This window comes from Bradyrhizobium sp. CER78, assembly GCF_029846235.1.
Taxonomy (GTDB): domain Bacteria; phylum Pseudomonadota; class Alphaproteobacteria; order Rhizobiales; family Xanthobacteraceae; genus Bradyrhizobium.
The window spans coordinates 319,798-343,987 of sequence record NZ_JARVWP010000006.1; the positions used below are offsets into that span (position 1 = coordinate 319,798).

Genomic DNA, 24,190 nt, shown 5'->3' on the forward strand with positions numbered 1-24,190 from the left:
CTGGCGATGAGGATGCGTCGGCGACCTTGCAAAGTGCTTGAAGTTAGTGGCTGTTTCGCGTTGCCCTCGGAACAGGGTTAGCGGGAGGTTAACTCCGCCATGATCCGGCGCGGAAAGTTGGGGTCGGGCGCGAGCGAAGCCGCCTCAACGCGGCGATGGCCGCCGCGGGCGCTGACGATCAGGGCCGCGGCATCGCGCGCCGAGAACGTCTTCGACTGCACGTAGACGCGGTAATCGAACGGACCATCGTGGGTAAGATAGATGACAGGACCGGTTGCGGTCGGCTCGCTGGAAATCCCGATCAGCTGCGGCACCGCGTTGCTTTCGCAGGCGCCGGCTTCGGCATCGTCGATGTCATCGATCACGGTGAAGTCGGCGGCATCCGCGCTGTCGGCGATCTGCACCCGGACCGTGGCAAGGCCGGGGTCATCGGTGAAGCTGACGTTAAACTGCGCCTGCCAGGGGATCGACGCGATCTGCATCGTGGCGCCACCCACCTCGATGCAGGGCCGGGGACCCGGCAGCAATTCAGCGCGGGCAAATACCGCGGCCACGGCAAGGGGGACCACCGAGGCCAGAACCTTCATACGCAACATGACACAACTCGCTCGACCCAAGCGTGCCGCGGACCGCGGTGCTTATGGTTTGCGGAGCGTAAATGAGAGTGGTTACCGTCACGTTGACACGCGCGATTTCCGCCACGAATTGAAACGGGTTTAGGTTCGCGTCAGGCCGCGCGGCGCAGATCGTCGGCCAATGCACGATAGGACAGCGCCTCGGCGAGATGCAGCCGGCCGATCGTCTCCGTGCCGTCGAGATCGGCGAGCGTGCGCGCGACCCGCAGCACGCGGTGATAGCCGCGCGCGGTGAGGTGCATGGTGTCGGCCGCCTCGCGCAGCAGCTTCTGGCCGTGCGCATCGGGTTGCGCGATGGTCTCGAGCAGCGAGCTCGGTGCTTCCGCGTTGGTGCGGACCTGCGGCATGCCGGCCGCAGCATAACGCGCGAGCTGGATGTCGCGGGCGGCCGCGACGCGCGCGGCGACCTCGGCCGAGCCCTCCGCCGGCGGCGGCAGGATCAGATCGGCCGCGGTCACGGCGGGCACCTCGATCCGCAGATCGATGCGGTCCATCAGCGGGCCGGAGATCCGCATCTGGTAGTCGGCGGTGCAGCGGTCGAGCCGGCCGCGCTTGCAGGAATAGCCGGGCTCATAGGCGTGGCCGCAGCGGCACGGGTTCATCGCCGCGACCAGCATGAAGCGCGCCGGATAGGTGACGCGATGGTTGGCGCGGCTGACCGAGACCTCGCCGTTCTCCAGCGGCTGGCGCAGCGAATCCAGCACGCGCGGATCGAACTCCGGCAGTTCGTCGAGGAACAGCACGCCCTGATGCGCGAGCGAGATCTCGCCCGGCTTGGCGCGCATGCCGCCGCCGGTCAGCGCGGCCATGCTGGCGGAATGATGCGGGCTGCGGAACGGGCGCCGCGCCGTCAACGCGCCGTCGCGGATCTCGCCGGCGACCGAGGCGATCATCGAGACTTCGAGCAGCTCCGACGGCGACAGCGGCGGCAGGATCGAGGGCAGCCGCGCCGCCAGCATCGATTTGCCGGCGCCGGGCGAACCCATCATCAGCAGATGATGCCCGCCGGCGGCCGCGATCTCGAGCGCGCGCTTGGCGCTCTCCTGGCCCTTGATGTCGCGCAGGTCGAGCAGCGCTTCCTCGCGCGCCTCGTTCTGGTCTTGCACCTTCGGCTGCGGCCGCGACAGCAGCTGCGTGCCCTTGAAGTGATTGGCGATCTGGATCAGCGAGTGGGCTGCGATGATCTGGATGTCGGGGCTCGCCCAGGCGGCTTCCGAGCCGCAGGCGGCCGGACAGATCAATCCCTCGTCGCGCGAATTGGCGCCGATCGCGGCGGGCAGCACGCCCGCCACCGGTGCGATCGAGCCGTCGAGCCCGAGCTCGCCGAGCACGGTGAAGCCGCTCAGCGCATCCGGCGGGATCGCGCCGATCGCCGCCATCAGGCCGAGCGCGATCGGCAGGTCGTAATGGCTGCCCTCCTTGGGCAGGTCGGCAGGAGCAAGGTTGACGGTGATGCGGCGGGCAGGCAGCGCGAGGCCGGAGGCGATCAGCGCCGAGCGGACCCGCTCGCGCGCCTCCGACACCGCCTTGTCCGGTAGGCCGACGATCGCAAACGCCGGCAGCCCCGGCGCGACCTGCACCTGCACGTCGACCGCACGGGCCTCAATCCCCTCGAAAGCGACGGTGGAAACCCGCTGGACCATGCTCCCCCTATCTTCCGCCACCCAAGGTAGCGGAGCGGGCTCTCCAGCGCAAGAACATTAAGAGAACAAGCAAGCGTGCCGCCAATCGCTCACCGTCCCGCCAAGCTGGAGCGGCGCACGAATCGAATGCGCGCTGAGGGCGTACAATTAGAGATTGATTTCGTTCAGCGCGAAAAGTGATTCGCGGTCAATGGGTTATCTAACTACTTGATTCGACAGCAGGAATCTGGTAAGAAATCACGAGGCAGGCAACGCCGGAAGAAACCCGAGTCATGCTTTGCATGACAGCCGTATGGATGCCTCACCGCGACGGTGGGACTACAAACCAGCGGTGTCCTCAGGGTCCGGGGGCCTGCCTCACTTTTTGGTACCGGCCTGTTTCAAGCCAACGGCGGCCTAGTTTAAATTTGAAGGCGGCCTGTTTTGAGTTGAAGAACGATTTGACCTGATCAACAACACTATTGGCAGGGCAACTGTCAGAGCCAGTACGGGCAGACCAATCGTCACCACAGCGAAAACCGCCGGGTTGGTAGTACCGAACAGCCACATAGCGCCTATTACCAACTCAATCACGGCTAAGCCGATCAAACGGCCCATAATTGATCTATTCATTTCGCTCTCTAAGGGCTGCCTTGTAGTGATCGAAAATGCGTCTCTGCTCAGGAGTCGCGCGGCTGAGAAAGTTGTCGGGCATCAGCTTTAATCCGTAATCAAAAACCAGACCGTTGCGACCTCGCGCCATACGTGGCTCTAGTGCGATTGCCGGAGAGACATCCGCGCTAGTGACAGACTGATAGAATGACGAAGCGATTGAATCGCTCAATTGAAGGCCCGCACGTTCGGAATTGTCGATGGCGGCGATCTGGTGAATTGGGTCTACCACGGACCATTTGAGATCACCCCGCCGCAAAAATAAGGCGTTCGCTTTGCTCTGCATTCTTAGCCAACAAAGATACGCTTGTAGGTGCCCGTATCTCAGGCCCTTACGGCGCGCAAACTCAAGCCGGACGGTGCGCGGCTCTCCATAGTCGCGGTAGGATCGCTGCTCGCAGAAGTCCGTGACGCGCTCTAGTAGGAGGCGCGTAATCCACCAGTAGAACCAGGTTCGGCCAGCTAGCACCGAAGCAGCTTCCGCCTTCTTGTTCCGGTAGCCGTGCATATTGGCTTTGTTCGAGATGACCGCAAAGCAGCGAACTGGAAGTTTAGCGATGCTGGCGCAAACCATTGCGCGCCGCCAATCGTCTAGGGGCTGAAAATGCAGCGTCCGGCGCTGTTCTAGACGAATCTGCTTTAGGATATCGCGCACCCAAACGGTCTCGCGCTGAGCTTCCGCGCGGACAACCAAGGCGGAGAGAACGAACCATTCGCTCGCGCCGTTCGGATCGATCGGACGAACACTGGCGACTCCATCGTCGCCAGATTCGTCAATGTACGCCACGTAGGAAACTTTAGGCATCGCTGTCAAAAAGTCTCAATAGAGAAGTTTAAGCAAGCCGCCCGCGACCTCGAAGCGGACGACAGCGAAAAGCGGTTCAATGAAAGGCTGGGCAAGATCGCAAAGCAGAAGCCTGCGTCAAAGCCAGCAAAGAAGTCGAAGAAGTAAATGAACCGCGCGCCTATTGTGATGCTGTCCCTTGGGGCCGGGCAGTCGATCCTCTTTCGTAGCTCTGGCGCATCACGTCATTCATGTAGAGCCATTGGCGAAGGATATTCGTCATGGCCCTATGAGCCTCAGCGAACATCTCCTGAAGGCCGCCTTGGCCCGGAATGGCGATATCAATCGGAAAATTTGCGAGCCACTGACCGCTCTCGCTGTAGATGCCGAACATGAAGCGAGCCGCCTGATGCCCGTGCAATATCTCCATGGAGTCGAGGCGGAGGGCAGAATCGGTATGGCCGTCCTCGGGCACTAAATGATTTGGCACTTGAGCCATTTGGAATCTCCGGTTGAGTCGAATCGGTTGTAACAACCTATAGGATTCATAACCGGAACCCGGAAATTAGCGTGTCGCAAAAGAATTCAAGCCGCTGTTTCGCAACCGTTATCCACGGGATGGGTTTGAAAGGTGCACAACTGCGCTGCCCAGCGCAAGAACATTAAGAGAACATCCGGGGGCGACGCGCGCCGTCCCCGGATGGCCGGCCGTCACAGCGTCATCTGCATCGGCTCGGGATAATAATGGAAGCCCTCGCCGGCCTTGGCGACGTGGCCGTAGCCCGGCCAGGCGAAGTGATAGGACATCACAGGCGTCTTGTTCGCGGCCAGCATCTCCAGGAGCCTGACCCGCGAGGCCGCCGCCTGCTTCGGATCGGTGTCGTAGGAGAATTCCATCCGCGGCCGCTCCAGCAGCAGCACCGCGTGATGCGAGAGGTCGCCGAGGAAGGCGAACGACTTGCCGCCCGAGCTCACCATGAAGATGGTGTGGCCAACGGTGTGGCCGGGCGCTGCGATCGCCTGCACGCCGGGTAGGAATTCCTGGCCGTCCTTGAAGAACACGATGCGGTCGCGCACCGGCAGCAGGTTCTTGCGGGCGTGCACGACAAAGTCCTTCAACGGACTGCCCATCTTGCCTTCGTCGGTCCAGAAATCGAGATCGCTCTGCGCGATGTAGTACTGCGCATTCGGGAACAGCGGCTTGTCGTCGGCGCCGACGATACCGCCGATATGATCGATATGCGCGTGCGACAGCACGACGGCGTCGATGTCCTCCGGCTTGATGCCGGCTTCCTGCATGCTCTTCTGCTGCCGGCCGGTGGTCGGACCGAACGCCTTCGACGTGCCCATGCCGGTATCGAACAGAATCAACTTGTCGCCGGTGTTGACGATCGGCGAATTCTGCTCGAGCACGACATTGTCGGGCGAGAGGAAGTTGTCGGAGAGCATCTTCTTCACTTCTTCCTTCGGCACGCCGGTGAAGGTGCCGGAGGGATCGCCGAGCGGAAGCGGACCATCGGAGACGACGGTGACTTCGGCATCGCCGAGCACGAAGCGGTGCCAATAGGGAGTCTGCGTGCCGAGCTTCGGCGCGCGCGCTTGTGCAGTGCCGCCGAGGAGTGTGCTGGCGCCGAGACCGGCACCGAGCGCGAGCAAGGATCGTCGTGAGACATTGAGCGTCATAACGTCTTCCTCCACAATTTTTATGAGTTTGTCGCGTTGTTGCCCGCGCGTTGGCCCGCCGCTTGACCTGACACAGGCAAGAGGATGCTGCCCGCGCCTGCGCAAGCTGGCAAGTAGAATAAGGCGAACGCAGGCACGGCCAGGCGCTGGCTGAATTTCAGCCGGCCTGTGCGACGCACAAGGGAGGATTACTTCGCGGCGCGCTTCTTCTCGATGGTATCCCAGATCTTGGCCGCGACGTCGGGGCCGTTGAGCCGCGCAATGGCGCGGATGCCGGTCGGCGACGTGACGTTGATCTCGGTCAAATTGCCGTCGATCACATCAAGGCCGACGAACATCAGGCCAAGTTCGCGCAGCGCGGGCCCGACGGTGGCGCAGATTTCGCGCTCGCGATCCGAGAGCTCGGTCGCCTTGGCTGCACCGCCGCGCACCATGTTGGAGCGCAGATCGTCCGCCGCCGGCACACGGTTGACGGCGCCGGCGAACTCGCCGTCGACCAGGATGATGCGCTTGTCGCCATGCTTCACCTCGGGGAGGAAGCGCTGGATCACCCAGGGCTCCTTGAAGGTGACCGAGAACATGTCGAACAGCGAGCCGAAATTCATGTCCTGCGGCATCACGCGAAACACCGCGGCGCCGCCATGGCCGTGCAACGGTTTCATGACGACGGCGCCGTGCTGGTCGCGGAACGCATTGATCTCGTCGAGGTCGCGCGAGATCAGGGTCGGCGGCATCAGCTGCGGGAAATTCATCACGAACAGCTTTTCCGGCGCGTTGCGCACGCTGGCCGGGTCGTTGACGACCAGCGTCTTCGGATGGATGCGCTCCAAAAAGTGCGTCGAGGTGATGTAGGCGAGATCGAACGGCGGGTCCTGCCGCAGCAGGACGACGTCGAAGCCGTTGAGCGCCTCGCGCTTCGCTTCGCCCAGCGTGAAGTGATCGCCGACCTCGTCGCGCACGGTGAGCGGCTGCACCGGCGCCACCAGTTCCTCGCCGCGCAGCGACAGCTTGTCGGGCGTGTAGTAGGAAATGCCGTGGCCGCGCTTCTGTGCCTCGAGCAGCAGCGCAAAGGTCGAATCGCCGCGGATGTTGATGCGCGCGATGGGATCCATCTGGACGGCGATCTTCAATTTCATAGGCGTATCCCGAGAGGTCTGAGGGTAACTTTAAGGGCTTGCGTCGAATGCCGCTAACAGATGGCGCGGCAGGCTCCTCGGCGCAATCAGCACGGCGTCGAATCTGAGGTCAAATTCAGCATGTTCGGGATGCGCCATCAGCCAGGCCTGGGCGGCATTGACGATGCGCTGCTGCTGGCGCGGCGTCACCGCATAGGCGGCGTCGTCGAGTCTGGCACGGGCCTTGACCTCGACGAAGGCGACGAGGTTGCGCCGCCGCGCCACCAGGTCGATCTCGCCATAGGGGGTGCGGAAGCGTTTCGCCAGGATGCGATAGCCCTTGGCGATCAGGAGGGCCGCGGCGCGGCTTTCGGCCGACAGGCCGGTGCGGAATGCGGCGACGCGTTCGGGCGAGGCGCTGTCAGTCTTCGCGCTGTCAGTCTTGGCCATCGCCTTCCCCGACGGTTTTGGCAAGCTCGAGGGCGCGGGCGTAGACCTCGCGGCGCGGCCGGCCCGACAGCTCGACCGCATGCGCCACCGCGTCCTTGACGCTGCCGCGCGCGAGCTGCGCGCGCAGCAGATCGTCGAGCGAATTCTCGTCCATCATCCCGGCATCATCGGCCGGCGGCCCGATCACGAGCACGAACTCGCCGCGGGTCTCCAGCGCGTCTGCATTTGCCGCAAGCTCGGCGACCGGCGCGCGCTTGACCTCCTCGTGCAGCTTGGTCAGCTCGCGGCAGATCGCTGCATGGCGATCACCCATGATCTCGGCGAGATCGCGCAGCGTGTCCTGCACGCGATTGCCGGATTCGAACATCACGAGCGTCGCATCGATCCGGGCGAGCTCATTGAGCCGCGCGCGGCGCGCATGCTCCTTCGCCGGCAAAAATCCCTCGAAGAAGAACCGGTCGGTCGGCAGCGCGGCCACCGACAGCGCCGTCAGCACCGACGACGGCCCGGGCACCGCGATGACGGCATGCCCGGCGGCGCAGACCTCGCGCACCAGCTTGAAGCCGGGGTCCGATATCAGCGGGGTCCCGGCATCGGACACCAGCGCGATCGAGGCGCCCTGCGCCAACCGCTCCAGGATCTTGGGCCGGGCCTGCGCGGCATTATGCTCGTGGTAAAGCGCGAGCTCGGCGGAGATCGCGTAACGCTCGGTCAGCCGGCGCGTGATCCTGGTGTCCTCGCAGGCGATGACGTCGACACCCGCCAGCGTCTCCAGCGCGCGCAGGGTGATGTCGGCGAGGTTTCCGATCGGGGTCGCGACCAGATGGAGCCCCGGCCTGGCCTTTGGCGCGGCCAGCTGCTGGCCGCCGATCGAAAAGCTTCTGGCCGCAGCACCTGTCGTGGCATCGGAACTGTGGAGGGAACTGGCTTTTGCGCGCATAATGCCAATCTAGAGGGACGGCAGCACTTGCGCCACATCCGGAAACCGCGATGACGGAAGGCGGTTGCTGAGGGAAACGGGAGCCGTGGCAAGGGCGCCGCGGGGCCATAATCCTTTTGTTTTAGTTAACTATTCGCCGACAATATGCCCAAATCCACCCGCCTCATCAGAGGTCGATGGAGTCCTGGCCGATCCTGGTCGGCCAAGAGAAGAGAGACGATGGAAGGCCCGCATCACCGCAACTCTCAGCCGTCGAGCGCGACCCGGCGGACGGCGCTCGGCCTGCTCGTGGGCGCGCCGTTGCTCGCGGCCTGTTCCGGCATCCAGCAGAGCCTGAGCCAATTCTCCAGCAACCCGGAAGGTGGTCCCGCCGGCCCGCAGCAACAGCCGCAGGCGGTCGGCACCGGGCAGGTCAAGATCGGATTGATCCTGCCGCTGTCGGCGTCCGGCAATGCCGGGCTCGCGGCGCAGTCGATGCGCAACGCCGCCGAAATGGCGCTGGCGGAATTCCAGAACCCGAACATCCAGCTCCTGATCAAGGACGATGCCGGCAGCCCGCAGGGCGCTTCGCAAGGTGCCCAGCAGGCACTGTCGGAAGGCGCCGAGATCATCCTCGGACCGCTGTTTGCCGGCTCGGTGCCATCCGTCGCGCAACTGACGCGGCCGCGGGGCACCTCGGTAATCGCATTCTCCACCGATTCGAGCGTCGCCGGACGCGGCGTCTATCTGCTGAGCTTCCTGCCCGAGTCCGATATCAATCGCATCGTCGATTATTCTTCCGGGATCGGAAAGCGCTCGTTCGCCGCGATGGTGCCGGACAATGCCTATGGCAACGTGGTCGAGGCCGCGTTCAAGCAGGCGGTCGGCCGCAAGAATGGCCGCGTCGTCGCATTCGAGAAATATGGCGCCGACCGCGCAACGCCGGCGCGGACCGTGGCGCAGGCGCTCGGCCAGGCCGACGCGCTGCTGATCGCCGACGACGGCGATTCGGTGGTCGCGACCGCCGATGCATTGACCGCGGCGGGCGCCAATCTGCGCAACATCCAGCTGCTCGGTACCGGGCTGTGGGACAATCCGCGGGTGTTCGCGAGCCCCGTTCTGCAGGGCGGCCTCTACGCCGCGCCCGATCCGTCCGGCTTCCGCAGCTTCGCCGGCCGCTATCGCACCAAATTCGGCGGCGAGCCGGTGCGCACCGCAACGCTCGCCTATGATGCCGTGGCTTTGATGGCGGCGCTGGCGCGCACCCAAGGGGCGCAGCGCTTCGCGCCGGAGACGCTGACCAATCCGTCCGGCTTTGCCGGCATCGACGGCCTGTTCCGCTTTCGCTCCGACGGCACCAACGAGCGCGGCCTTGCGGTCATGAAGGTGGCGTCTGGCGGCAGCACGCCGGTTGCGGGTTCGCCAAAGAGTTTCGGGGCTTAGTTCTCGTCAGGCGGTCGAGCCGCCTTGTCGCGCGCCGGCACTCGCCAGCTGCTTTGCATGGGGTTGTTTTCGATATTTAGGCCGCGAGATCCGCGACCACGGCGTCGAGCACCGGGAATCCCGACTTGGTCACGCGCAGCCGTCCGTCGGCATCGACGGCGATCGCGCCTTCCTCGCGCAGCATCGCGATCCGGTGCGGATCGAGCTTTCGGCCGGCGAGCTGCGCATAGCGCTTGGGATCGATGCCCTCGGCGAGCCGCAGTCCCATCAGCAGGAATTCGTCGGCGCGCTCTTCGCTGTTGAGGCTGTCATCGGTGACGACGCCATGGCCGCGCTCCTCGACGTTCAACAGCCAGGCCTCGGGACGCCGCTCGGTCGCGGTCGCGTGCCTGATGCCATCGATGTCGAGCCTTCCATGCGCGCCGGGGCCGATGCCGGCATATTCCTCGCCGCGCCAATAGACCAGATTGTGCTTGCACTCCGCCCCAGTGCGGGCGTGGTTGGAGATCTCGTAGGCCGGCAATCCCTCGCGCGCGCAGACCTCCTGCGTCACGTCGTAGAGCGCGCGCGCGGTCGCTTCATCCGGCGTCTGCAATTTGCCGGCGGCATGCAGCCCGAAGAACGGCGTGCCTTCCTCGATGGTGAGCTGATAGAGCGACAGATGCTCGGCCGCTTCCGCGATCGCCTGCTTCAATTCATCGGCCCACATCCGCGGCGTCTGGTCGGGCCGCGCATAGATCAGATCGAACGAATAGCGGTCGAATGCGGAGCGCGCGATCGCGACCGCGTCGAGCGCCTCGCGCGCGGTGTGCAGACGGCCGAGCGCCTTCAGCGAAGCATCATCCAGCGCCTGCACGCCGAGCGAGACGCGATTGACGCCGGCTGTGCGATAGCCGCGAAAGCGGGTCGCCTCGACGCTGGTCGGATTGGCCTCGAGCGTGACCTCGACGTCGCGTGCGACCGACCAGTGCTTGCCGATCGCATCGAGCACCGCGCCGACGGTCTGCGGCTGCATCAGCGAGGGCGTGCCGCCGCCGAGGAAGATCGAGGAGACCTCGCGCCCCGGCACCCGCGCCGCCGTGGTCTCGATCTCGCGGGCGAACGCGCGCACGAAGCGCGCCTCGTCGACCGGCGCATGCCGCACATGGCTGTTGAAGTCGCAATACGGGCATTTCGACAGGCAGAACGGCCAGTGCACGTAGACGCCGAAAGCTTCTCGTTCAGCGTTGCTCAAGGCAGATCTCCGCGAGCTTCACGAAGGCGCGGGCGCGATGCGACAGGCCGAGCCCGAGCGGCGGCAGGCCGTGCTTCTCGATGCTGCTCATCTCGCCAAAGGTCCGCGTGTAACCGTCGGGCAGGAACGCCGGATCATAGCCGAAGCCGGCAGTGCCGCGCGGCGGCCAGACGAGGGTTCCATCGACCCGGGCCTCGACCTCTTCGAGGTGACCGTCCGGCCAGGCCACGCACAGCGCGGAGACGAAATGCGCCTTGCGCCGGTCCGGCTCGGTGGCGCCGCGCTCCTGCAGCAGCCGCTCGATCCGCGTCATCGCCGCCATGAAGTCCTTGCCTTCGCCGGCCCAGCGCGCCGAATAGATCCCCGGCGCACCGTCGAGCGCGTCGACCACGAGGCCGGAATCGTCGGCAAAGGCCGGAAGTCCCACAGCCTTGGCCGCCGCGACCGCCTTGATCGCAGCATTGGCGCGAAAGCTATCGCCGGTCTCCTCGGGCTCGGCCAGATCGAGCTCGCCGGCCGACACCGCCTCCACGCCATGGGGCGCCAGCAGTTCCCGCATCTCGGCAAGCTTGCCGGGATTATGGGTGGCGATCACGAGCCTTCCGGTGATTCGGCGATGCATGACCAATCAGACTATGCCACCGCGATCTTTTGCAAGTCGACCAGACGCGCGACACCTTTGCGCGCCAGCGCCATCAGCGCCAGGAATTCGTCCTGCGAGAACGGCGTCTTCTCGGCGGTGCCCTGCACCTCGATGATGCGGCCGTCGCCGGTCATGACGAAATTGGCGTCGGTGTCGGCCTCGGAATCCTCGGCATAGTCGAGATCGAGCACCGGCGTGCCCTGGAAGATGCCGCAGGAGATCGCCGCCACATTGTCGCGCAACACGTTGGTCTTCAGCATGTTGCGGGTCTTCATCCAGTTGATGCAGTCGGCCAGTGCCACCCAGGCACCGGTGATCGAGGCGGTGCGGGTGCCGCCATCGGCCTGTATGACGTCGCAATCGACGGTGATCTGGCGCTCGCCGAGCGCTTCGAGATCGACGGCGGCGCGCAGCGAGCGGCCGATCAGCCGCTGGATCTCGACCGTGCGGCCGCCCTGCTTGCCGGCAGAGGCCTCGCGGCGGGTGCGTTCCAGGGTGGCGCGCGGCAGCATGCCGTATTCGGCGGTGACCCAGCCGCGGCCCTGGCCCTTCAGCCACGGCGGCAGGCGCTCTTCCAGCGTCGCGGTCACCAGCACATGGGTGTCGCCGAACTTCACCATGCAGGAACCCTCGGCATACTTGACGACGCCGCGTTCCAGCGACACGGGGCGCAGTTCATCGGGCGCACGGCGGCTTGGCCGCATGAAATCCTCCAAAAATCCGACAGATATGGCTGGGCGTGCTTGTAGGAGGGGCAGGGGGCAGCGGCAAGGGTTTTGGAGGGGGTCTTGGCGAGGGTTTTCGGCCCCGGTACCGCCCGGTATCAAGGGGGTGAATGCATGCTTGTCACCGGCCCTTCGGATCGACAAATTAGGTAGTAATTGTGAGGGACTGGAGTGTGACTCACCACGATCCGATTGGCCTGATTGCCCCGCATGCCGGGCTCGCCCAGCTCAACGAGCGCTCGCGCGACATTTTTCGTCAAATCGTCGAAAGCTATCTCGCGACCGGTGAGCCGGTCGGCTCGCGCAACATCTCGCGCCTGATCGCATTACCGCTGTCGCCGGCCTCGGTCCGCAATGTGATGTCGGATCTCGAGCAGCTGGGCCTGATCTATGCGCCGCACACCTCGGCCGGCCGGCTGCCGACCGAGCTCGGCCTGCGTTTCTTCGTCGACGCGCTGATGCAGGTCGGCGACCTCACCGAGGCCGAACGCCAATCGATCCAGACCCAGCTCGCGGCCGTCGGCCGTGCGCAATCCGTCGAGGCGGCGCTTGGCGAAGCGCTGACACGGTTGTCGGGGCTGACCCGCGCCGCCGCCGTGGTGCTGACGCAAAAGTCGAACGCGCGGCTGAAGCACATCGAATTCGTGCGGCTGGAGCCGGAAAAGGCGCTGGTCGTGCTGGTCGGCGAAGACGGCCAGGTCGAAAACCGGGTGCTGGCGCTGCCGCCGGGTGTTCCATCTTCGGCCCTGACCGAAGCCACTAATTTCCTTAATGCCCGGATCCGCGGCCGGACGCTGGCTGAAGCGCGGCTCGAGCTCGAGACGGCCTTGACGCAAAATCGCGCCGAGCTCGACCAGCTCACGCAAAAGGTCGTCGCAGCCGGCATCGCGAGCTGGTCCGGCGGCGAGAACGAGGACCGCCAGCTGATCGTGCGCGGTCACGCCAACCTGCTCGAGGATCTGCATGCGCTTGACGATCTCGAGCGGATCAAGTCGCTGTTCGACGACCTCGAAACCAAGCGCGGCGTGATCGACCTGCTCGGCCGCGCCGAGCGCGGCGAGGGCGTGCGGATCTTCATCGGCTCGGAAAACAAGCTGTTCTCGCTGTCGGGTTCCTCGACCATCATCGCGCCCTATGGCGACGCCCAGGGACGGATCGTCGGCGTGCTCGGCGTGATCGGGCCGACGCGGCTGAATTATGCGCGGGTGATCCCGACCGTCGATTATGCCGCGCGCATCGTCAGCAAGATGCTGGGCGGCTGACAGGAGCGGATTTCGCTTTCATTTGATGGGTTTCGTTCACCCGAACCGGAGATCCCTGTGCCCCAAACCGGTATGTTGCGCTTGATTTTCGCCGCCTAAAGCACGATATCCCGGGCAGCCAATCCCCAAGATTTGAACCGACGCGAGTTTTCGAGAAGGCAAGCCATGACCGATCCGAACCGGGCCAATGACAACACAGAGAATTCGGCGCCGACGGGTGAGCCCGTGGTCTCGAAGCCTTACATCATGCCTGACGATCCCGAGGTCGGATCGGCCGAGGCGCTGGCCAAGGAACTCGCGGAGGCAAAGGACCGCACGCTGCGTACGCTGGCCGAGATGGAGAACCTCCGCCAGCGCACCCGCCGCGAGGTCGCCGACGCGAAGACCTACGGCATCACCGGCTTCGCCCGCGACGTGCTCGATATCGCCGACAATCTGCAGCGCGCGCTCGACGCGGTGCCGGCCGAGACCAAGGAAGCTGCCGATCCCGGCCTGAAGGCGCTGATCGAAGGCGTCGAGCTGACCGAGCGGTCGCTGCTCAACGCGCTGGAGAAGAACGGCGTCAAGAAGTTCGATCCGATCGGCGAGAAGTTCGACCCGAACTTCCAGCAGGCGATGTTCGAAGTGCCTGACGCCTCGGTGCCGTCGGGCACCGTGGTCCAGGTCGTGCAGGCCGGCTACATGATCGGCGAGCGCATCCTGCGTCCGGCGCTGGTCGGTGTCTCCAAGGGCGGTGCCAAGGCTGCGCCCGCCGCCGACATCACGGTCTGATCTGTCTGACTCCGGCTCCGGAGGCGTGAGCGCGCTGCCGTGGCTTCACGGCAGCGGCTTCTCATGCGCTTTCGGCCAATAGGTGCCGAAACTCCAAAGATTTCCTTCCGGGTCCCGGCAGGCGAAATCACGGCTGCCGTATTCGGTGTCGCGCAGTTCCATTTCGATCTTGGCACCCGCCGCCTTGGCCTTCGCATGCAAAGCGTCGGGATCGTCGACGGCGACATAGATGGAATCGGTGCGGCGGCCGCTGAGGTCGCCGACCAGTTTGCCATAGGCATCGTCGCGAGCCTGACCCAGCATCAGGATCGAGGAACCGTAGGCCAGTTCGGCGTGATGGATCACGCCGTCGTGGCGATAGACGACGTGCTCGGTGAATCCGATCACCGTCGTCAGCCAGGCGATCATCGCCGCGGCATCCTTGCAGCGCAGGGTCGGGTAGATGCGGGGCGGTTCAATATTGCTCATGATTGCGCGTTCCTTCGTTGGTCGCCGGTTGGCGCCAATATGCGCAAATGGTGCGTCGCCGGCTTGAAGGTTTGTTACCGGTCGGCCAGCAGATCGCCGGAATGCGCCAGCCGGCTGTCGGTCATCGCCAGCCGGCGCGCCCACGCCGTCGGCGGTTCCCCGGCGAATTCGACAAATTCGCGGACGAGATGGGCCTGGTCGGCATAGCCGCTTTCCGCCGCGATCGCTGCCCAGGCGCGCGGCCCTCCGCGCTGTGCGATCCGGCAGGCTTGGTGAAAGCGCATCATGCGCGCGAGCGATTTGGGAGCGAGGCCGAGTTCCGCCCGAAATCGGTCGACGAGGTGTTTGCGGCTCCAGCCGATATCCGCGGCGAGCGTCGTGATCCTGATCGTGCCCGCGGATTGCGCCAGTCTGCGATAGGCGGATGCGATCTCCGGCGATGGCGCATGGTTCGCGCGACGAAGTACGAAGTCCTCGATCAGGTCGAAGCGTCGCTGCCAGCATCTCGTGTTGCCGAGCCGCTCGCGGAGCCTGCGCCCCTCGTGGCCGAGTACGTCGCCGAGATCGACCATCCGCCCGGCGAGCTCGGTGATGGTGCCCCCGAAGAAGCGGTAGGCGCCGAGCGGCGTGAAATCCACCTGCACGCTTTCGGCGCGGCCATCGGATTCGATGTAGACGGGCCCCGTGTGCAGGCCCGCGGCGAAGCTCAGCTGCCGGTCGGACGCTTCGGGCCGACGCGCAAGCGCGATCAGGTAGGGCGAACCGAAGCTGACAATGAAAGGCACAATCAGCGGCGCCGTCTGGCAGTGGAAGAATCGGCCTGCGACCGTCTCACGATAGCCCGTGATCCCGACAATCAGGCCCGCCATTTGTGGCGATGGCGGGCGCCGCACGAAGTCGAATTCAACGGGGGCCGCAGGCTCGGCCATGCGGACCTCGCGCAATACGCCTATCCGATGTCAGCTGACTGGATGCGCTTGACGCCGGCCTTGTCCATGTCGGCCCAGGCCTTGGCCAGCGATCCCTGGGTGTCGATGCCGCGGCAGGCGTCCTCGACGACATAGGTCTCGAAGCCGGCCTTGCGCGCATCGAGCGCGGTCCATGCCACGCAGAAATCGGTGGCGAGCCCGGCCACGAAAACCCGCTCGACATTGCGCGCTTTGAGATAGGCGGCGAGCCCGGTGGTGGTCTTGCCGTCGGCTTCGGTAAAGGCGGAGTAGCTGTCGACGTCCTTGTGAAAACCCTTGCGGATGATCAGCTCGGCCTGCGGGATCGCGAGGTCCTTCGACAGCCCTGCGCCGTCGGTACCCTGCACGCAGTGGTCGGGCCAGAGCACCTGTTTGCCGTAGGCGAGCTCGATGACCTCGAACGGCTTCTTGCCGGAATGGACCGAGGCAAAGGAGATGTGTCCGGGCGTGTGCCAGTCCTGCGTCATCACCACATTGGCGAAGCTCTTGGCGATCTTGTTGATGACGGGCACCACCTGCTCGCCGTCCTTCACCGCGAGGCTTCCGCCGGGCAGGAAGCAGTTCTGGACGTCGATCACGAGCAGCGCGGAGCCGTCGTCCGGCTTGATCGCAGCCGCCCAGAGATGTTTTGGAACCAGCGTCGCAACCGCTATCGTACCAAGGCCTGCAACGATCCTTCGTCGATCCAACATCGCGCCCCTCCTCGCTTTGCGTGATACAGCGCGAGGAGGCTAGTTCCGTTCGGCGACCGACGAAAGTGGGATTTTTCCGATCGGGCTGCGAACGGCCGATCAGCCGCGCGGCTGGATGCCGTCGCGCACCGCGCGGAAGCGCCGGAAGGCCGTCTCCCAATCGGTGCGCGGCGAGCTGCCGATGACCCGCACCGATGTCTGCGCGCCGAACCGTAGCCACTGCACGATGGTCACCGGGGTGTTGTCCTTGCCGCTGACGGCGTCGATCCGGGTCTCGAAGCCGGGCTGGCCGTCGATCCGGATCGGTTCGGACATGGTGATCCGGCCGTCGCGCACGCCGGGGATCGTGGTCGCGATCTGCTGGGCAAAGCGGCCGCGGTCGTCAGGCGTGGCGGGCGCCGAGCCGATGACGCCAAGCAGCATAAAGGGCTTGGTCTCGAGGACCTTGTCGTCGCCGTCGGCCATCAGCAGCGCTGCGCCCGGCGCCAGCATGCGGATGTTCTTGAAGCTGCCGAGCTCAGTGACCTTGAACGGCATCATGGCGAGCTGCTCGTCGACCGGCACCTCGTTGCGAATCTGGGCCGAGGCGAACATCTGCCGGACCGCGTCGTCGGTGTAGATCTTGCTCGCGTTCTCCGGCACCTGCACTGCGACATAACCGGAGAAGGTCGGCCCCGGCAGGATCATGGAATAGCGCCGCACATTGCTGGCGCCGTCGCGCGCGCTCTCCACGGTGTAGTAGGCGAGGCCGGCCGGCGTCTCGAGGCTTTCGGGCTTGATGTTTCCGGTACCGGCCGGGTTGGTCTTGAAGGCGGTCACGACCTCGTTGTAGGCGTCCGCGGGCAGGTCGGCGATCAGGACCCTGACGCCCTGATCCTCGGTCTCGAAGCCGATGAACGATTTGGCGCGGACGAGGCCCACCAGCGGTTTCATCCCGACATGCGCGCCCGGCGGAAACACCACGTCGGCGGCAAAGCCACGACAGGTGGCAGCAATCAGCAAGGCAACCGCAACGAGAGCTCGAAAAGGCGTCATGGGGATCTACCGGTTTTGCTTGGTGGCCGCGCAACGGGGCCGGTGCAGGGCTGGATGGCCTCTTTCAGTCGGACCGCTTTTAGCGGTTTTGATGGCCCTGCAACAGGCCGCCAACTCTCCGCTCCAGGCCCGCAGGCGCGATTCCGTGGGCTTTTCGCCCCGATTGGCTGGCAATTTCCAGTTTCCCGACGTTTCCACGAACGGCCGCCAGCGGCCAAACAGCGCGCCCTCGACCCGTGCGCAGCTCTCGCATACGACGTTTGTGAGCGTTCACTCAACAGCGCTGACGCCGTGCTGCGAACGTTCGCGGTCGACGGCCGGCCCCCATCATTGCCGATTTGTTAACTTGGCAGGGGCGCTGGTTTCCGCTTGAACCGGCGCCGCGTCCGAGCTGACACAATCTTTCAAACGTCAGTCTTTTCAGGCCTCAACGTTGCGTCCGGTCCTTGCGGGCAGGACCCTCTCTCCTATATCAGGCTCACCGTCGCAATATCGCGAGTATGTGAACGTCTGGGGGTTCGGTACGGAGCGCCGTCAGGGCCCAACCAACCTGCCGTAGCAAAGAGGATATCAAAATCATGGGTAAGGTCATTGGGATCGACCTCGGCACCACGAATTCGTGCGTCGCCGTAATGGATGGCAAGAACGCCAAGGTGATCGAGAATGCTGAGGGCATGCGGACGACGCCGTCGATCGTTGCCTTCACCGACGATGGCGAGCGCCTCGTCGGACAGCCGGCGAAGCGCCAGGCGGTGACCAATCCCGAGCGTACGTTCTTTGCGGTGAAGCGCCTCATCGGCCGCCGCTATGACGACCCGATGGTCGAGAAGGACAAGAAGCTCGTTCCCTACAAGATCGTCAAAGCATCGAACGGCGATGCCTGGGTCGAAGCCGACGGCAAGACCTATTCGCCCTCGCAGGTCTCGGCCTTCATTCTGCAGAAGATGAAGGAGACCGCTGAGGCGCATCTTGGCCAGAAGGTCGATCAGGCCGTCATCACCGTTCCCGCCTATTTCAACGACGCGCAGCGTCAGGCCACCAAGGACGCCGGCAAGATCGCCGGCCTCGAAGTGCTGCGCATCATCAACGAGCCGACGGCTGCCGCGCTCGCCTACGGTCTCGACAAGTCGAAGTCCGGCACGATCGCCGTGTACGACCTCGGCGGCGGCACCTTCGACGTCTCGATCCTCGAGATCGGTGACGGCGTGTTCGAGGTGAAGTCGACCAACGGCGACACCTTCCTCGGCGGTGAAGACTTCGACATGCGCCTGGTCGGCTATCTCGCCGACGAGTTCCAGAAGGAGCAGGGCATCAACCTGCGCAACGACAAGCTCGCTTTGCAGCGTCTGAAGGAAGCCGCTGAAAAGGCCAAGATCGAGCTGTCGTCGACCACGCAGACCGAAATCAATCTGCCGTTCATCACGGCTGACCAGACCGGTCCGAAGCATCTGACGATGAAGCTGACCCGCGCCAAGTTCGAGGCGCTGGTGGCCGATCTCGTCGAGAAGACCATCGAGCCGTGCCGCAAGGCGCTGAAGGATGCCGGCCTGACCGCCGGGGAGATCGGCGAAGTGGTGCTGGTCGGCGGCATGACCCGCATGCCGAAGATCCAGGAAGTGGTGAAGCAGTTCTTCGGCAAGGAGCCGCACAAGGGCGTCAACCCGGACGAAGTCGTCGCGATCGGCGCTGCGATCCAGGCCGGCGTGCTGCAGGGCGACGTCAAGGACGTGCTGCTGCTGGACGTGACCCCGCTGTCACTGGGCATCGAGACGCTGGGCGGCGTGTTCACCCGCATCATCGACCGCAACACCACGATCCCGACCAAGAAGAGCCAGGTGTTCTCGACCGCCGAAGACAATCAGGGCGCCGTCACCATCCGGGTCTTCCAGGGCGAGCGTGAAATGGCGGCCGACAACAAGATGCTCGGCCAGTTCGACCTGATGGGCATTCCGCCGGCTCCGCGCGGCATGCCGCAGATCGAGGTGACCTTCGACATCGACGCCAACGGCATCGTCAACGTCTCGGCCAAGGACAAGGCGACCGGCAAGGAACAGCAGATCCGGATCCAGGCATCCGGCGGTCTCTCCGAGGCCGACATCGACAAGATGGTCAAGGACGCCGAGGTCAACGCGGCCGAGGACAAGAAGCGCCGCGAGGCAGTCGACGCCAAGAACCATGCCGATGGCCTGGTTCATTCGACCGAGAAGGCGCTGGCCGAACACGGTTCGAAGATCGCCGACACCGAGCGCCGTGCGATCGAAGACGCCGTCAGCGACCTCAAGGAAGCGCTGAAGGGCGACGACGCCGAGGCGATCAAGGCCAAGACCAACACGCTGGCGCAGGCTTCGATGAAGCTCGGCGAGGCCATGTACAAGCAGCAAGCCGAGGCCGACGCGGCCAAGGACGCTGCGAAGGATGACGTTGTCGACGCGGAGTTCACCGAGGTCGACGACGACAAGAACAGCAAGAAGTCTGCTTAAGCGGATTTGCGATCATGACCCTCACACCAATGAGCACGCCAGGCGTCTCGGAGGAGTGGGGGTCATTTTTCTTTAAGGCGATCGCTGCATCTTCCAGACAGGCGCAATCCTTGACGCGATTCTCAGCGCAATCTCTGGCGCAAGCTTCGGCGATCGCGATGAACTTCGGACGGAATTGAAGGATGTCCACCAAGCGCTGCTATTACGAGACTCTCGAGGTCGATCGGAACGCGGACGAGACCAAGCTGAAATCGGCTTTCCGCAAGCTCGCGATGAAATGGCATCCGGACAAGAATCCGGGCGACGCCACCAGCGAAGTCCGGTTCAAGGAAATCAACGAAGCCTATGAGGTGCTGAAGGACGGCGACAAGCGCGCCGCCTATGACCGCTTCGGCCATGCCGCCTTCGAACAGGGCATGGGCGGTGGCGGCCCCGGCTTCGGCGCCGGCTTCGCCTCCTCCTTCTCCGACATCTTCGAGGATCTGTTCGGCATGGCCGGGCAGCGCCGCAGCGGCGGCCGCGAGCGCGGTGCCGACCTGCGCTACAACATGGAGATCACGCTAGAGGAGGCCTTCCAGGGCAAGACCGCGCAGATCGAGATCCCGGTCTCGGTCACCTGCGAATCCTGCTCCGGCACCGGCGCCAAGGCCGGCACCAAGCCGAAGACCTGCTCGCATTGCGGCGGCGCCGGCCGCATCCGGCAGGCCCAGGGCTTCTTCACGCTGGAGCGGACCTGCCCCGGCTGTCAGGGCCGCGGTCAGATGATCGAGGACGCCTGCACCTCCTGCGCCGGTTCCGGCCGGGTGACGCGCGAGCGCACGCTGTCGGTCAACATTCCTCCGGGGGTCGAGGACGGCACCCGTATCCGGCTCGCCGGCGAGGGCGAGGCCGGCGTCCGCGGCGGACCGCCCGGCGACCTCTACATCTTCCTGTCGCTGACCACGCACCAGTTCTTCCAGCGCGACGGCGCCGACCTGCACTGCCGCGTGCCGATCTCGATGGTGACCGCAGCCCTCGGCGGTGAATTCGAGGTGCCGACCATCGACAAGGGCAAGACCAAGGTGAAGGTGCCGGCCGGCACCCAGTCCAGCCGGCGATTCCGCATCGCATCAAAGGGTATGCCGGTGCTGCGCTCGCGCCAGACCGGCGACATGTATGTCCAGGTCGTGGTCGAGACGCCGCAGAATCTGACCAAGAAGCAGCAAGAATTGCTGATGGAGTTCGAAAAACTCTCGTCCGGCGCAACCCAGCCGGAGGCAGCGGGTTTCTTCTCTAAGGTCAAGGACTTCTTCGGGAGCCGCTCCGTCTAGCCGCAGTCGTTATGCTTGACCGTAACGACTTCGATCTATACGTGTTTATGACCGTTTTCTGACAACCGCTCGATTGTGCGGTCCCCGCCTGGTAGCGACATGCCTTTGCAATCGTCCGTGCGTGCGTCGAAGAAGCCCCTCCGTCTCGACGACGAGGTTCGATTTCTCCGTTCATGGATGGAGAAGCCGCTGCATATGGGCGCGGTGATGCCGTCCGGACGGCTGCTCGCGCGCACCATGGCGCAATATGTCGATGCCGAAGCCGAAGGGCCGGTCATCGAGCTGGGGCCCGGCACCGGGGCGATCACCAATGCGCTGATCGAGCACGGCGTCGATCAGAAGCGTCTCGTCCTGGTTGAGTACAATCCCGGCTTCTGCGCGTTGCTGCGCGAACGCTATCCGCAGGCCAAGGTGGTCCAGGGCGACGCCTACAGGCTTCGCGACACGCTGTGGGACGTCATGAAGTCTCCAGCCTCGGCCGTGGTCTCCGGCCTGCCGCTCGTCACCAAGCCGATGCTGACCCGCCTGAAGCTGATCCGCGACGCCTTCCTCGCGCTCGCGCCCGGCGCGCCCTTCGTCCAGTTCACCTATTCGGTGGCGCCCCCAATTCCGAAGTCGCTGCCCGGCGTGTCCACAGAGGCCTCGGAGCGGATCTGGATGAACCTTCCGCCGGCGCGGGTCTGGGTGTATCGCAAGGGCTGACCGCTCGGCGCAATCGTGTCGGGCACGCGCCCTAACCGCGATTGCAGAATGTCCGCGCTGAAAATCCTCGTGATCCCGGGATCGCTTCGATCCGGCTCGCTGAACGCGAAGCTCGCCGCCGTGCTGGCACAGGAGCTCGCGCTAGCCGGGGCCGACGTCACCCGCATTTCGCTCGGGGATTTTCCGCTGCCGATCTATGACGGCGACCTGCAGGCCAAATCGGGCGTGCCGCAGCACGCCGTCAATCTGAAGCGGATGATCGGCGCCCATCATGGCGTGCTGGTCGTGACGCCGGAACACAATTCCTCGGTGCCGGCGCTGGTGAAGAACACCATCGACTGGGTGAGCCGCGTACAGGATCCGCACGAGGCCCGCGGCCAAGTGTTCCGCGAGCGTGTGTTCGCGATCGCCGCGGCATCCGGCAACCGGCTCGGCGGCACCCGCGCGCTGGCGGCGCTGCGCCTGATCCTGTCGGCGTGCCACGCCACCGTGATCCCGAACCAGCTCGCGCTGTCATTCGCCGAGCACGCTTATGACGACATGGATCATTTGAAGCACCAGGGCGACATCGACACGATGCGCGCGCTGGTGCGGCAGCTGATCGACCATTCCCAACGCATGATGTGAGGTGACATGCAGCCAGCCAAGATCGCTCCAAGGATCGCCCCAAGAGACCGGTTGATCGTGGCGCTCGATGTGCCGTCGGTCGCTGCGGCCGAGGCGATGATCGACAGGCTCGGCGACAGCGTCACCTTCTACAAGATCGGCTATCAGCTCGGTTATGCCGGCGGCCTCGTGCTAGCGAAGCAGCTTGCGGGCAGCGGCAAGAAGGTTTTCGTCGATCTGAAGCTGCATGACATCGGCAACACCGTTGCGCGCGGCGTCGAGAGCGTCGCCTCGCTCGGCGCGACCTTCCTCACCGTGCATGCCTATCCACAGACCATGAAGGCTGCGGTCGAGGCCCGCGCCGGCTCCGGCCTCAAAATCCTCGCCGTGACGGTGCTGACCTCCTATGACGACAGCGACCTCCACGCCGCAGGCTATCGCCTCAACGTCTCCGACCTCGTCGAAGCGCGCGCACGGCAGGCGCAGGCGCTCGGTGTCGACGGCCTCGTCAGCTCGCCCGAAGAAGCCGCCGCCCTGCGCAAGATCGTCGGCGATCAGATGAACCTGGTGACCCCCGGCATCCGCCCCGCGGGCTCGGCGACCGGCGACCAGAAGCGCATCATGACGCCGGCCCGTGCCATTGCCGCCGGCGCCGACTATCTGGTGGTCGGACGTCCGGTGATGGAAGCCGCCGATCCGAAGGCCGCCGCCGAAGCCATTCACACCGAGATCGCGCAGGCGCTCGCCTGAACCAATAACAAGGGAGAACACAGATGGCGAAGGGATACTGGATCGGACGCGTCGACGTTCACAACGACGAGGGCTACAAGCCCTACGCGGTCGCCAACCTTGCGATCTTCAAGAAATTCGGCGGCCGCTACGTGGTCCGCGGTGGCCAGCTCAACTGCGTCGAGGGCCAGAGCCGCTCCCGCAACGTCGTGATCGAATTCCCCGACTACGCAACCGCGATGGCCTGCTACAATTCCCCGGAATACCAGGCCAACATCAAGGTGCGGCAGCCGCATTCGATCGCCGACCTCATCATCATCGAGGGCTATGACGGCCCGCAGCCCTGACCGGCGGGCGGCCGGTTCGGTTGCCGGAACTGCCACGGCTCGCTATATCGCGTGGAGAGGTGAGCCATGGCTGACATGCGTTTGATCGTTGCGGGTGCCGGCGGCCGGATGGGCCGCACGCTGACGCGGGTGATTTCCGAAACCCCGGGGGCAGTGCTGGTCGGCGCGCTGGAGGCGCCGGGCTCGGAACTGCTCGGCAAGGACGCCGGCGTGCTTGCCGGCCTTCCCGCCAATGACGTCAAACTGTCGGCCGACCTGTGGTCGATGTCCGCCGACGCCGACGGCATCCTGGATTTCACCGTGCCGGCCGCGACCATCGCCAATGTCGCGATCGCGGCCGAGCGAGGCCTCGTACACGTCATCGGCACCACCGGCCTGTCGCAGTCCGACGACGCGGTGATCCGCAGCGTCACCGACCGCGCCATCGTGGTGAAGTCGGGCAATATGAGCCTCGGCGTCAATCTGCTCGCGGCGCTGGTCAAGCGCGTCGCGCAATCGCTCGACCAGAGCTTTGACATCGAAATTCTCGAGCTGCATCACAGGCAGAAGATCGATGCGCCGTCGGGCACCGCCTTGATGCTCGGTGAAGCCGCCGCCGCGGGGCGCAAGATCGCGCTCGATCAGCATTCGGCGCGTGGCCGCGACGGCCTGACCGGCGCACGGCGTGCCGGCGATATCGGCTTTGCCTCGCTGCGCGGCGGCACTGCGGCCGGCGATCACAGCGTGATCTTTGCCGGCCCCTCGGAGCGCATCACGCTCTCCCACCATGCCGAGGATCGTGCGCTGTTTGCGCAGGGCGCGCTGAAGGCGGCGCTGTGGGCGCATGGCAAGAAGCCCGGCATGTATTCGATGACCGACGTTCTCGGGTTGAGTGACTGAGATCGCTCGTCGAGAT

The 24,190-nt window shown here is 64.9% G+C and carries 25 protein-coding genes; 10 read left to right on the forward strand and 15 right to left on the reverse strand.

Annotated elements, in window-relative coordinates; translation table 11 throughout:
- Nucleotides 1–77 precede the first annotated feature (77 nt).
- From QDT69_RS15640 to rsmI, 8 genes are all read right to left on the reverse strand, one after another.
- Complete coding sequence (locus tag QDT69_RS15640; protein WP_279707390.1) at nucleotides 78–596, reverse strand: hypothetical protein; 519 nt, start codon at nucleotides 594–596, stop codon at nucleotides 78–80.
- Between the two features lie 131 nt (nucleotides 597–727).
- Nucleotides 728–2,278, reverse strand: a complete 1,551-nt coding sequence (locus tag QDT69_RS15645; protein ID WP_279707391.1) for a YifB family Mg chelatase-like AAA ATPase — start codon at nucleotides 2,276–2,278, stop codon at nucleotides 728–730.
- 604 nt (nucleotides 2,279–2,882) lie between these two features.
- Nucleotides 2,883–3,716 carry a DUF3800 domain-containing protein gene (locus tag QDT69_RS15650; protein ID WP_279707392.1) on the reverse strand — a complete coding sequence of 278 codons (834 nt, stop codon included), beginning with the start codon at nucleotides 3,714–3,716 and terminating at the stop codon, nucleotides 2,883–2,885.
- Nucleotides 3,717–3,894: 178 nt separating this feature from the next.
- Nucleotides 3,895–4,212, reverse strand: a complete 318-nt coding sequence (locus QDT69_RS15655) for a hypothetical protein (protein WP_279707393.1) — start codon at nucleotides 4,210–4,212, stop codon at nucleotides 3,895–3,897.
- Between the two features lie 212 nt (nucleotides 4,213–4,424).
- Nucleotides 4,425–5,396 carry an MBL fold metallo-hydrolase gene (locus QDT69_RS15660; protein ID WP_279707394.1) on the reverse strand — a complete coding sequence of 324 codons (972 nt, stop codon included), beginning with the start codon at nucleotides 5,394–5,396 and terminating at the stop codon, nucleotides 4,425–4,427.
- A gap of 188 nt (nucleotides 5,397–5,584) precedes the next feature.
- Complete coding sequence (gshB, locus tag QDT69_RS15665) at nucleotides 5,585–6,532, reverse strand: glutathione synthase (protein WP_279707395.1); 948 nt, start codon at nucleotides 6,530–6,532, stop codon at nucleotides 5,585–5,587.
- 30 nt (nucleotides 6,533–6,562) lie between these two features.
- A complete protein-coding gene (locus QDT69_RS15670; protein WP_279707396.1) occupies nucleotides 6,563–6,961 on the reverse strand; it encodes a YraN family protein in 399 nt (132 codons plus the stop codon).
- Nucleotides 6,948–7,901: a 16S rRNA (cytidine(1402)-2'-O)-methyltransferase gene (gene rsmI, locus QDT69_RS15675; RefSeq protein WP_279707397.1), complete on the reverse strand. Its 954-nt coding sequence runs from the start codon at nucleotides 7,899–7,901 to the stop codon at nucleotides 6,948–6,950. The genes QDT69_RS15670 and rsmI overlap by 14 nt, the downstream gene beginning before the upstream one ends.
- A gap of 219 nt (nucleotides 7,902–8,120) precedes the next feature.
- On the opposite strand from rsmI, the gene QDT69_RS15680 reads away from it, so the two are divergent.
- Entirely contained in the window at nucleotides 8,121–9,323 is a 1,203-nt protein-coding gene (locus QDT69_RS15680; RefSeq protein WP_279707398.1) for a penicillin-binding protein activator, read from the forward strand.
- A 76-nt stretch (nucleotides 9,324–9,399) separates the two neighbouring features.
- Here the strand turns inward: QDT69_RS15680 and hemW are convergent, their stop codons facing one another.
- The 3 genes from hemW to rph are packed head-to-tail and all read right to left on the reverse strand — an operon-like array spanning nucleotide 9,400 to nucleotide 11,904.
- On the reverse strand, nucleotides 9,400–10,557 hold the full coding sequence (hemW, locus tag QDT69_RS15685; RefSeq protein WP_279707399.1) for a radical SAM family heme chaperone HemW: 1,158 nt from the start codon (nucleotides 10,555–10,557) through the stop codon (nucleotides 9,400–9,402).
- The gene (rdgB, locus tag QDT69_RS15690; RefSeq protein ID WP_279707400.1) at nucleotides 10,544–11,179 is read right to left on the reverse strand and encodes an RdgB/HAM1 family non-canonical purine NTP pyrophosphatase; all 636 of its coding nucleotides are present in this window, start codon (nucleotides 11,177–11,179) and stop codon (nucleotides 10,544–10,546) included. Before rdgB ends, hemW begins: the two co-directional genes overlap by 14 nt.
- Before the next feature lie 11 nt (nucleotides 11,180–11,190).
- Nucleotides 11,191–11,904, reverse strand: a complete 714-nt coding sequence (rph, locus tag QDT69_RS15695) for a ribonuclease PH (RefSeq protein ID WP_279707401.1) — start codon at nucleotides 11,902–11,904, stop codon at nucleotides 11,191–11,193.
- A 194-nt stretch (nucleotides 11,905–12,098) separates the two neighbouring features.
- Here rph and hrcA point away from each other — a divergent pair, with 194 nt between their 5' ends.
- Nucleotides 12,099–13,187 carry a heat-inducible transcriptional repressor HrcA gene (hrcA, locus tag QDT69_RS15700; protein ID WP_016841498.1) on the forward strand — a complete coding sequence of 363 codons (1,089 nt, stop codon included), beginning with the start codon at nucleotides 12,099–12,101 and terminating at the stop codon, nucleotides 13,185–13,187.
- Nucleotides 13,188–13,352: 165 nt separating this feature from the next.
- Nucleotides 13,353–13,958 carry a nucleotide exchange factor GrpE gene (grpE, locus tag QDT69_RS15705; RefSeq protein WP_279707402.1) on the forward strand — a complete coding sequence of 202 codons (606 nt, stop codon included), beginning with the start codon at nucleotides 13,353–13,355 and terminating at the stop codon, nucleotides 13,956–13,958.
- 45 nt (nucleotides 13,959–14,003) lie between these two features.
- Here the strand turns inward: grpE and QDT69_RS15710 are convergent, their stop codons facing one another.
- From QDT69_RS15710 to QDT69_RS15725, 4 genes are all read right to left on the reverse strand, one after another.
- The gene (locus QDT69_RS15710; protein WP_279707403.1) at nucleotides 14,004–14,426 is read right to left on the reverse strand and encodes a VOC family protein; all 423 of its coding nucleotides are present in this window, start codon (nucleotides 14,424–14,426) and stop codon (nucleotides 14,004–14,006) included.
- A 74-nt stretch (nucleotides 14,427–14,500) separates the two neighbouring features.
- Nucleotides 14,501–15,355 (reverse strand): helix-turn-helix domain-containing protein, encoded by an 855-nt coding sequence (locus QDT69_RS15715; protein WP_279707405.1) that lies wholly within the window; start codon nucleotides 15,353–15,355, stop codon nucleotides 14,501–14,503.
- 20 nt (nucleotides 15,356–15,375) lie between these two features.
- On the reverse strand, nucleotides 15,376–16,086 hold the full coding sequence (pncA, locus tag QDT69_RS15720) for a bifunctional nicotinamidase/pyrazinamidase (protein ID WP_279707406.1): 711 nt from the start codon (nucleotides 16,084–16,086) through the stop codon (nucleotides 15,376–15,378).
- 99 nt (nucleotides 16,087–16,185) lie between these two features.
- Nucleotides 16,186–17,121, reverse strand: a complete 936-nt coding sequence (locus QDT69_RS15725) for a hypothetical protein (protein ID WP_279707407.1) — start codon at nucleotides 17,119–17,121, stop codon at nucleotides 16,186–16,188.
- Nucleotides 17,122–17,699: 578 nt separating this feature from the next.
- On the opposite strand from QDT69_RS15725, the gene dnaK reads away from it, so the two are divergent.
- The 7 genes from dnaK (at nucleotide 17,700) to dapB (ending at nucleotide 24,174) form a co-directional block, all read left to right on the forward strand.
- Nucleotides 17,700–19,601 (forward strand): molecular chaperone DnaK, encoded by a 1,902-nt coding sequence (gene dnaK, locus QDT69_RS15730; RefSeq protein ID WP_050424066.1) that lies wholly within the window; start codon nucleotides 17,700–17,702, stop codon nucleotides 19,599–19,601.
- A 182-nt stretch (nucleotides 19,602–19,783) separates the two neighbouring features.
- Entirely contained in the window at nucleotides 19,784–20,911 is a 1,128-nt protein-coding gene (dnaJ, locus tag QDT69_RS15735; protein ID WP_279707408.1) for a molecular chaperone DnaJ, read from the forward strand.
- Between the two features lie 99 nt (nucleotides 20,912–21,010).
- On the forward strand, nucleotides 21,011–21,613 hold the full coding sequence (locus QDT69_RS15740) for an rRNA adenine N-6-methyltransferase family protein (RefSeq protein ID WP_279707410.1): 603 nt from the start codon (nucleotides 21,011–21,013) through the stop codon (nucleotides 21,611–21,613).
- 48 nt (nucleotides 21,614–21,661) lie between these two features.
- Nucleotides 21,662–22,240 (forward strand): NAD(P)H-dependent oxidoreductase, encoded by a 579-nt coding sequence (locus QDT69_RS15745; RefSeq protein ID WP_279707411.1) that lies wholly within the window; start codon nucleotides 21,662–21,664, stop codon nucleotides 22,238–22,240.
- A 6-nt stretch (nucleotides 22,241–22,246) separates the two neighbouring features.
- Nucleotides 22,247–22,969 (forward strand): orotidine-5'-phosphate decarboxylase, encoded by a 723-nt coding sequence (gene pyrF, locus QDT69_RS15750; RefSeq protein WP_279707412.1) that lies wholly within the window; start codon nucleotides 22,247–22,249, stop codon nucleotides 22,967–22,969.
- A 23-nt stretch (nucleotides 22,970–22,992) separates the two neighbouring features.
- Entirely contained in the window at nucleotides 22,993–23,295 is a 303-nt protein-coding gene (locus QDT69_RS15755; protein ID WP_050424071.1) for a DUF1330 domain-containing protein, read from the forward strand.
- A gap of 66 nt (nucleotides 23,296–23,361) precedes the next feature.
- Nucleotides 23,362–24,174, forward strand: coding sequence for a 4-hydroxy-tetrahydrodipicolinate reductase (gene dapB, locus QDT69_RS15760; RefSeq protein WP_279707413.1), 813 nt, complete (start codon nucleotides 23,362–23,364; stop codon nucleotides 24,172–24,174).
- Nucleotides 24,175–24,190: the final 16 nt, after the last annotated feature.

What these genes read in the sequence shown, in the direction of transcription:
- QDT69_RS15640 (WP_279707390.1), bottom strand. Translation starts at nt 596, where the DNA reads ATGTTGCGTATGAAGGTTCTGGCCTCGGTGGTCCCCCTTGCCGTGGCC.
- QDT69_RS15645 (WP_279707391.1), bottom strand. Translation starts at nt 2,278, where the DNA reads ATGGTCCAGCGGGTTTCCACCGTCGCTTTCGAGGGGATTGAGGCCCGT.
- QDT69_RS15655 (WP_279707393.1), bottom strand. Translation starts at nt 4,212, where the DNA reads ATGGCTCAAGTGCCAAATCATTTAGTGCCCGAGGACGGCCATACCGAT.
- QDT69_RS15660 (WP_279707394.1), bottom strand. Translation starts at nt 5,396, where the DNA reads ATGACGCTCAATGTCTCACGACGATCCTTGCTCGCGCTCGGTGCCGGT.
- gshB (WP_279707395.1), bottom strand. Translation starts at nt 6,532, where the DNA reads ATGAAATTGAAGATCGCCGTCCAGATGGATCCCATCGCGCGCATCAAC.
- QDT69_RS15670 (WP_279707396.1), bottom strand. Translation starts at nt 6,961, where the DNA reads ATGGCCAAGACTGACAGCGCGAAGACTGACAGCGCCTCGCCCGAACGC.
- rsmI (WP_279707397.1), bottom strand. Translation starts at nt 7,901, where the DNA reads ATGCGCGCAAAAGCCAGTTCCCTCCACAGTTCCGATGCCACGACAGGT.
- QDT69_RS15680 (WP_279707398.1), top strand. Translation starts at nt 8,121, where the DNA reads ATGGAAGGCCCGCATCACCGCAACTCTCAGCCGTCGAGCGCGACCCGG.
- rdgB (WP_279707400.1), bottom strand. Translation starts at nt 11,179, where the DNA reads ATGCATCGCCGAATCACCGGAAGGCTCGTGATCGCCACCCATAATCCC.
- rph (WP_279707401.1), bottom strand. Translation starts at nt 11,904, where the DNA reads ATGCGGCCAAGCCGCCGTGCGCCCGATGAACTGCGCCCCGTGTCGCTG.
- grpE (WP_279707402.1), top strand. Translation starts at nt 13,353, where the DNA reads ATGACCGATCCGAACCGGGCCAATGACAACACAGAGAATTCGGCGCCG.
- QDT69_RS15710 (WP_279707403.1), bottom strand. Translation starts at nt 14,426, where the DNA reads ATGAGCAATATTGAACCGCCCCGCATCTACCCGACCCTGCGCTGCAAG.
- QDT69_RS15715 (WP_279707405.1), bottom strand. Translation starts at nt 15,355, where the DNA reads ATGGCCGAGCCTGCGGCCCCCGTTGAATTCGACTTCGTGCGGCGCCCG.
- pncA (WP_279707406.1), bottom strand. Translation starts at nt 16,086, where the DNA reads ATGTTGGATCGACGAAGGATCGTTGCAGGCCTTGGTACGATAGCGGTT.
- QDT69_RS15725 (WP_279707407.1), bottom strand. Translation starts at nt 17,121, where the DNA reads ATGACGCCTTTTCGAGCTCTCGTTGCGGTTGCCTTGCTGATTGCTGCC.
- dnaK (WP_050424066.1), top strand. Translation starts at nt 17,700, where the DNA reads ATGGGTAAGGTCATTGGGATCGACCTCGGCACCACGAATTCGTGCGTC.
- dnaJ (WP_279707408.1), top strand. Translation starts at nt 19,784, where the DNA reads ATGTCCACCAAGCGCTGCTATTACGAGACTCTCGAGGTCGATCGGAAC.
- QDT69_RS15740 (WP_279707410.1), top strand. Translation starts at nt 21,011, where the DNA reads ATGCCTTTGCAATCGTCCGTGCGTGCGTCGAAGAAGCCCCTCCGTCTC.
- QDT69_RS15745 (WP_279707411.1), top strand. Translation starts at nt 21,662, where the DNA reads ATGTCCGCGCTGAAAATCCTCGTGATCCCGGGATCGCTTCGATCCGGC.
- pyrF (WP_279707412.1), top strand. Translation starts at nt 22,247, where the DNA reads ATGCAGCCAGCCAAGATCGCTCCAAGGATCGCCCCAAGAGACCGGTTG.
- QDT69_RS15755 (WP_050424071.1), top strand. Translation starts at nt 22,993, where the DNA reads ATGGCGAAGGGATACTGGATCGGACGCGTCGACGTTCACAACGACGAG.
- dapB (WP_279707413.1), top strand. Translation starts at nt 23,362, where the DNA reads ATGGCTGACATGCGTTTGATCGTTGCGGGTGCCGGCGGCCGGATGGGC.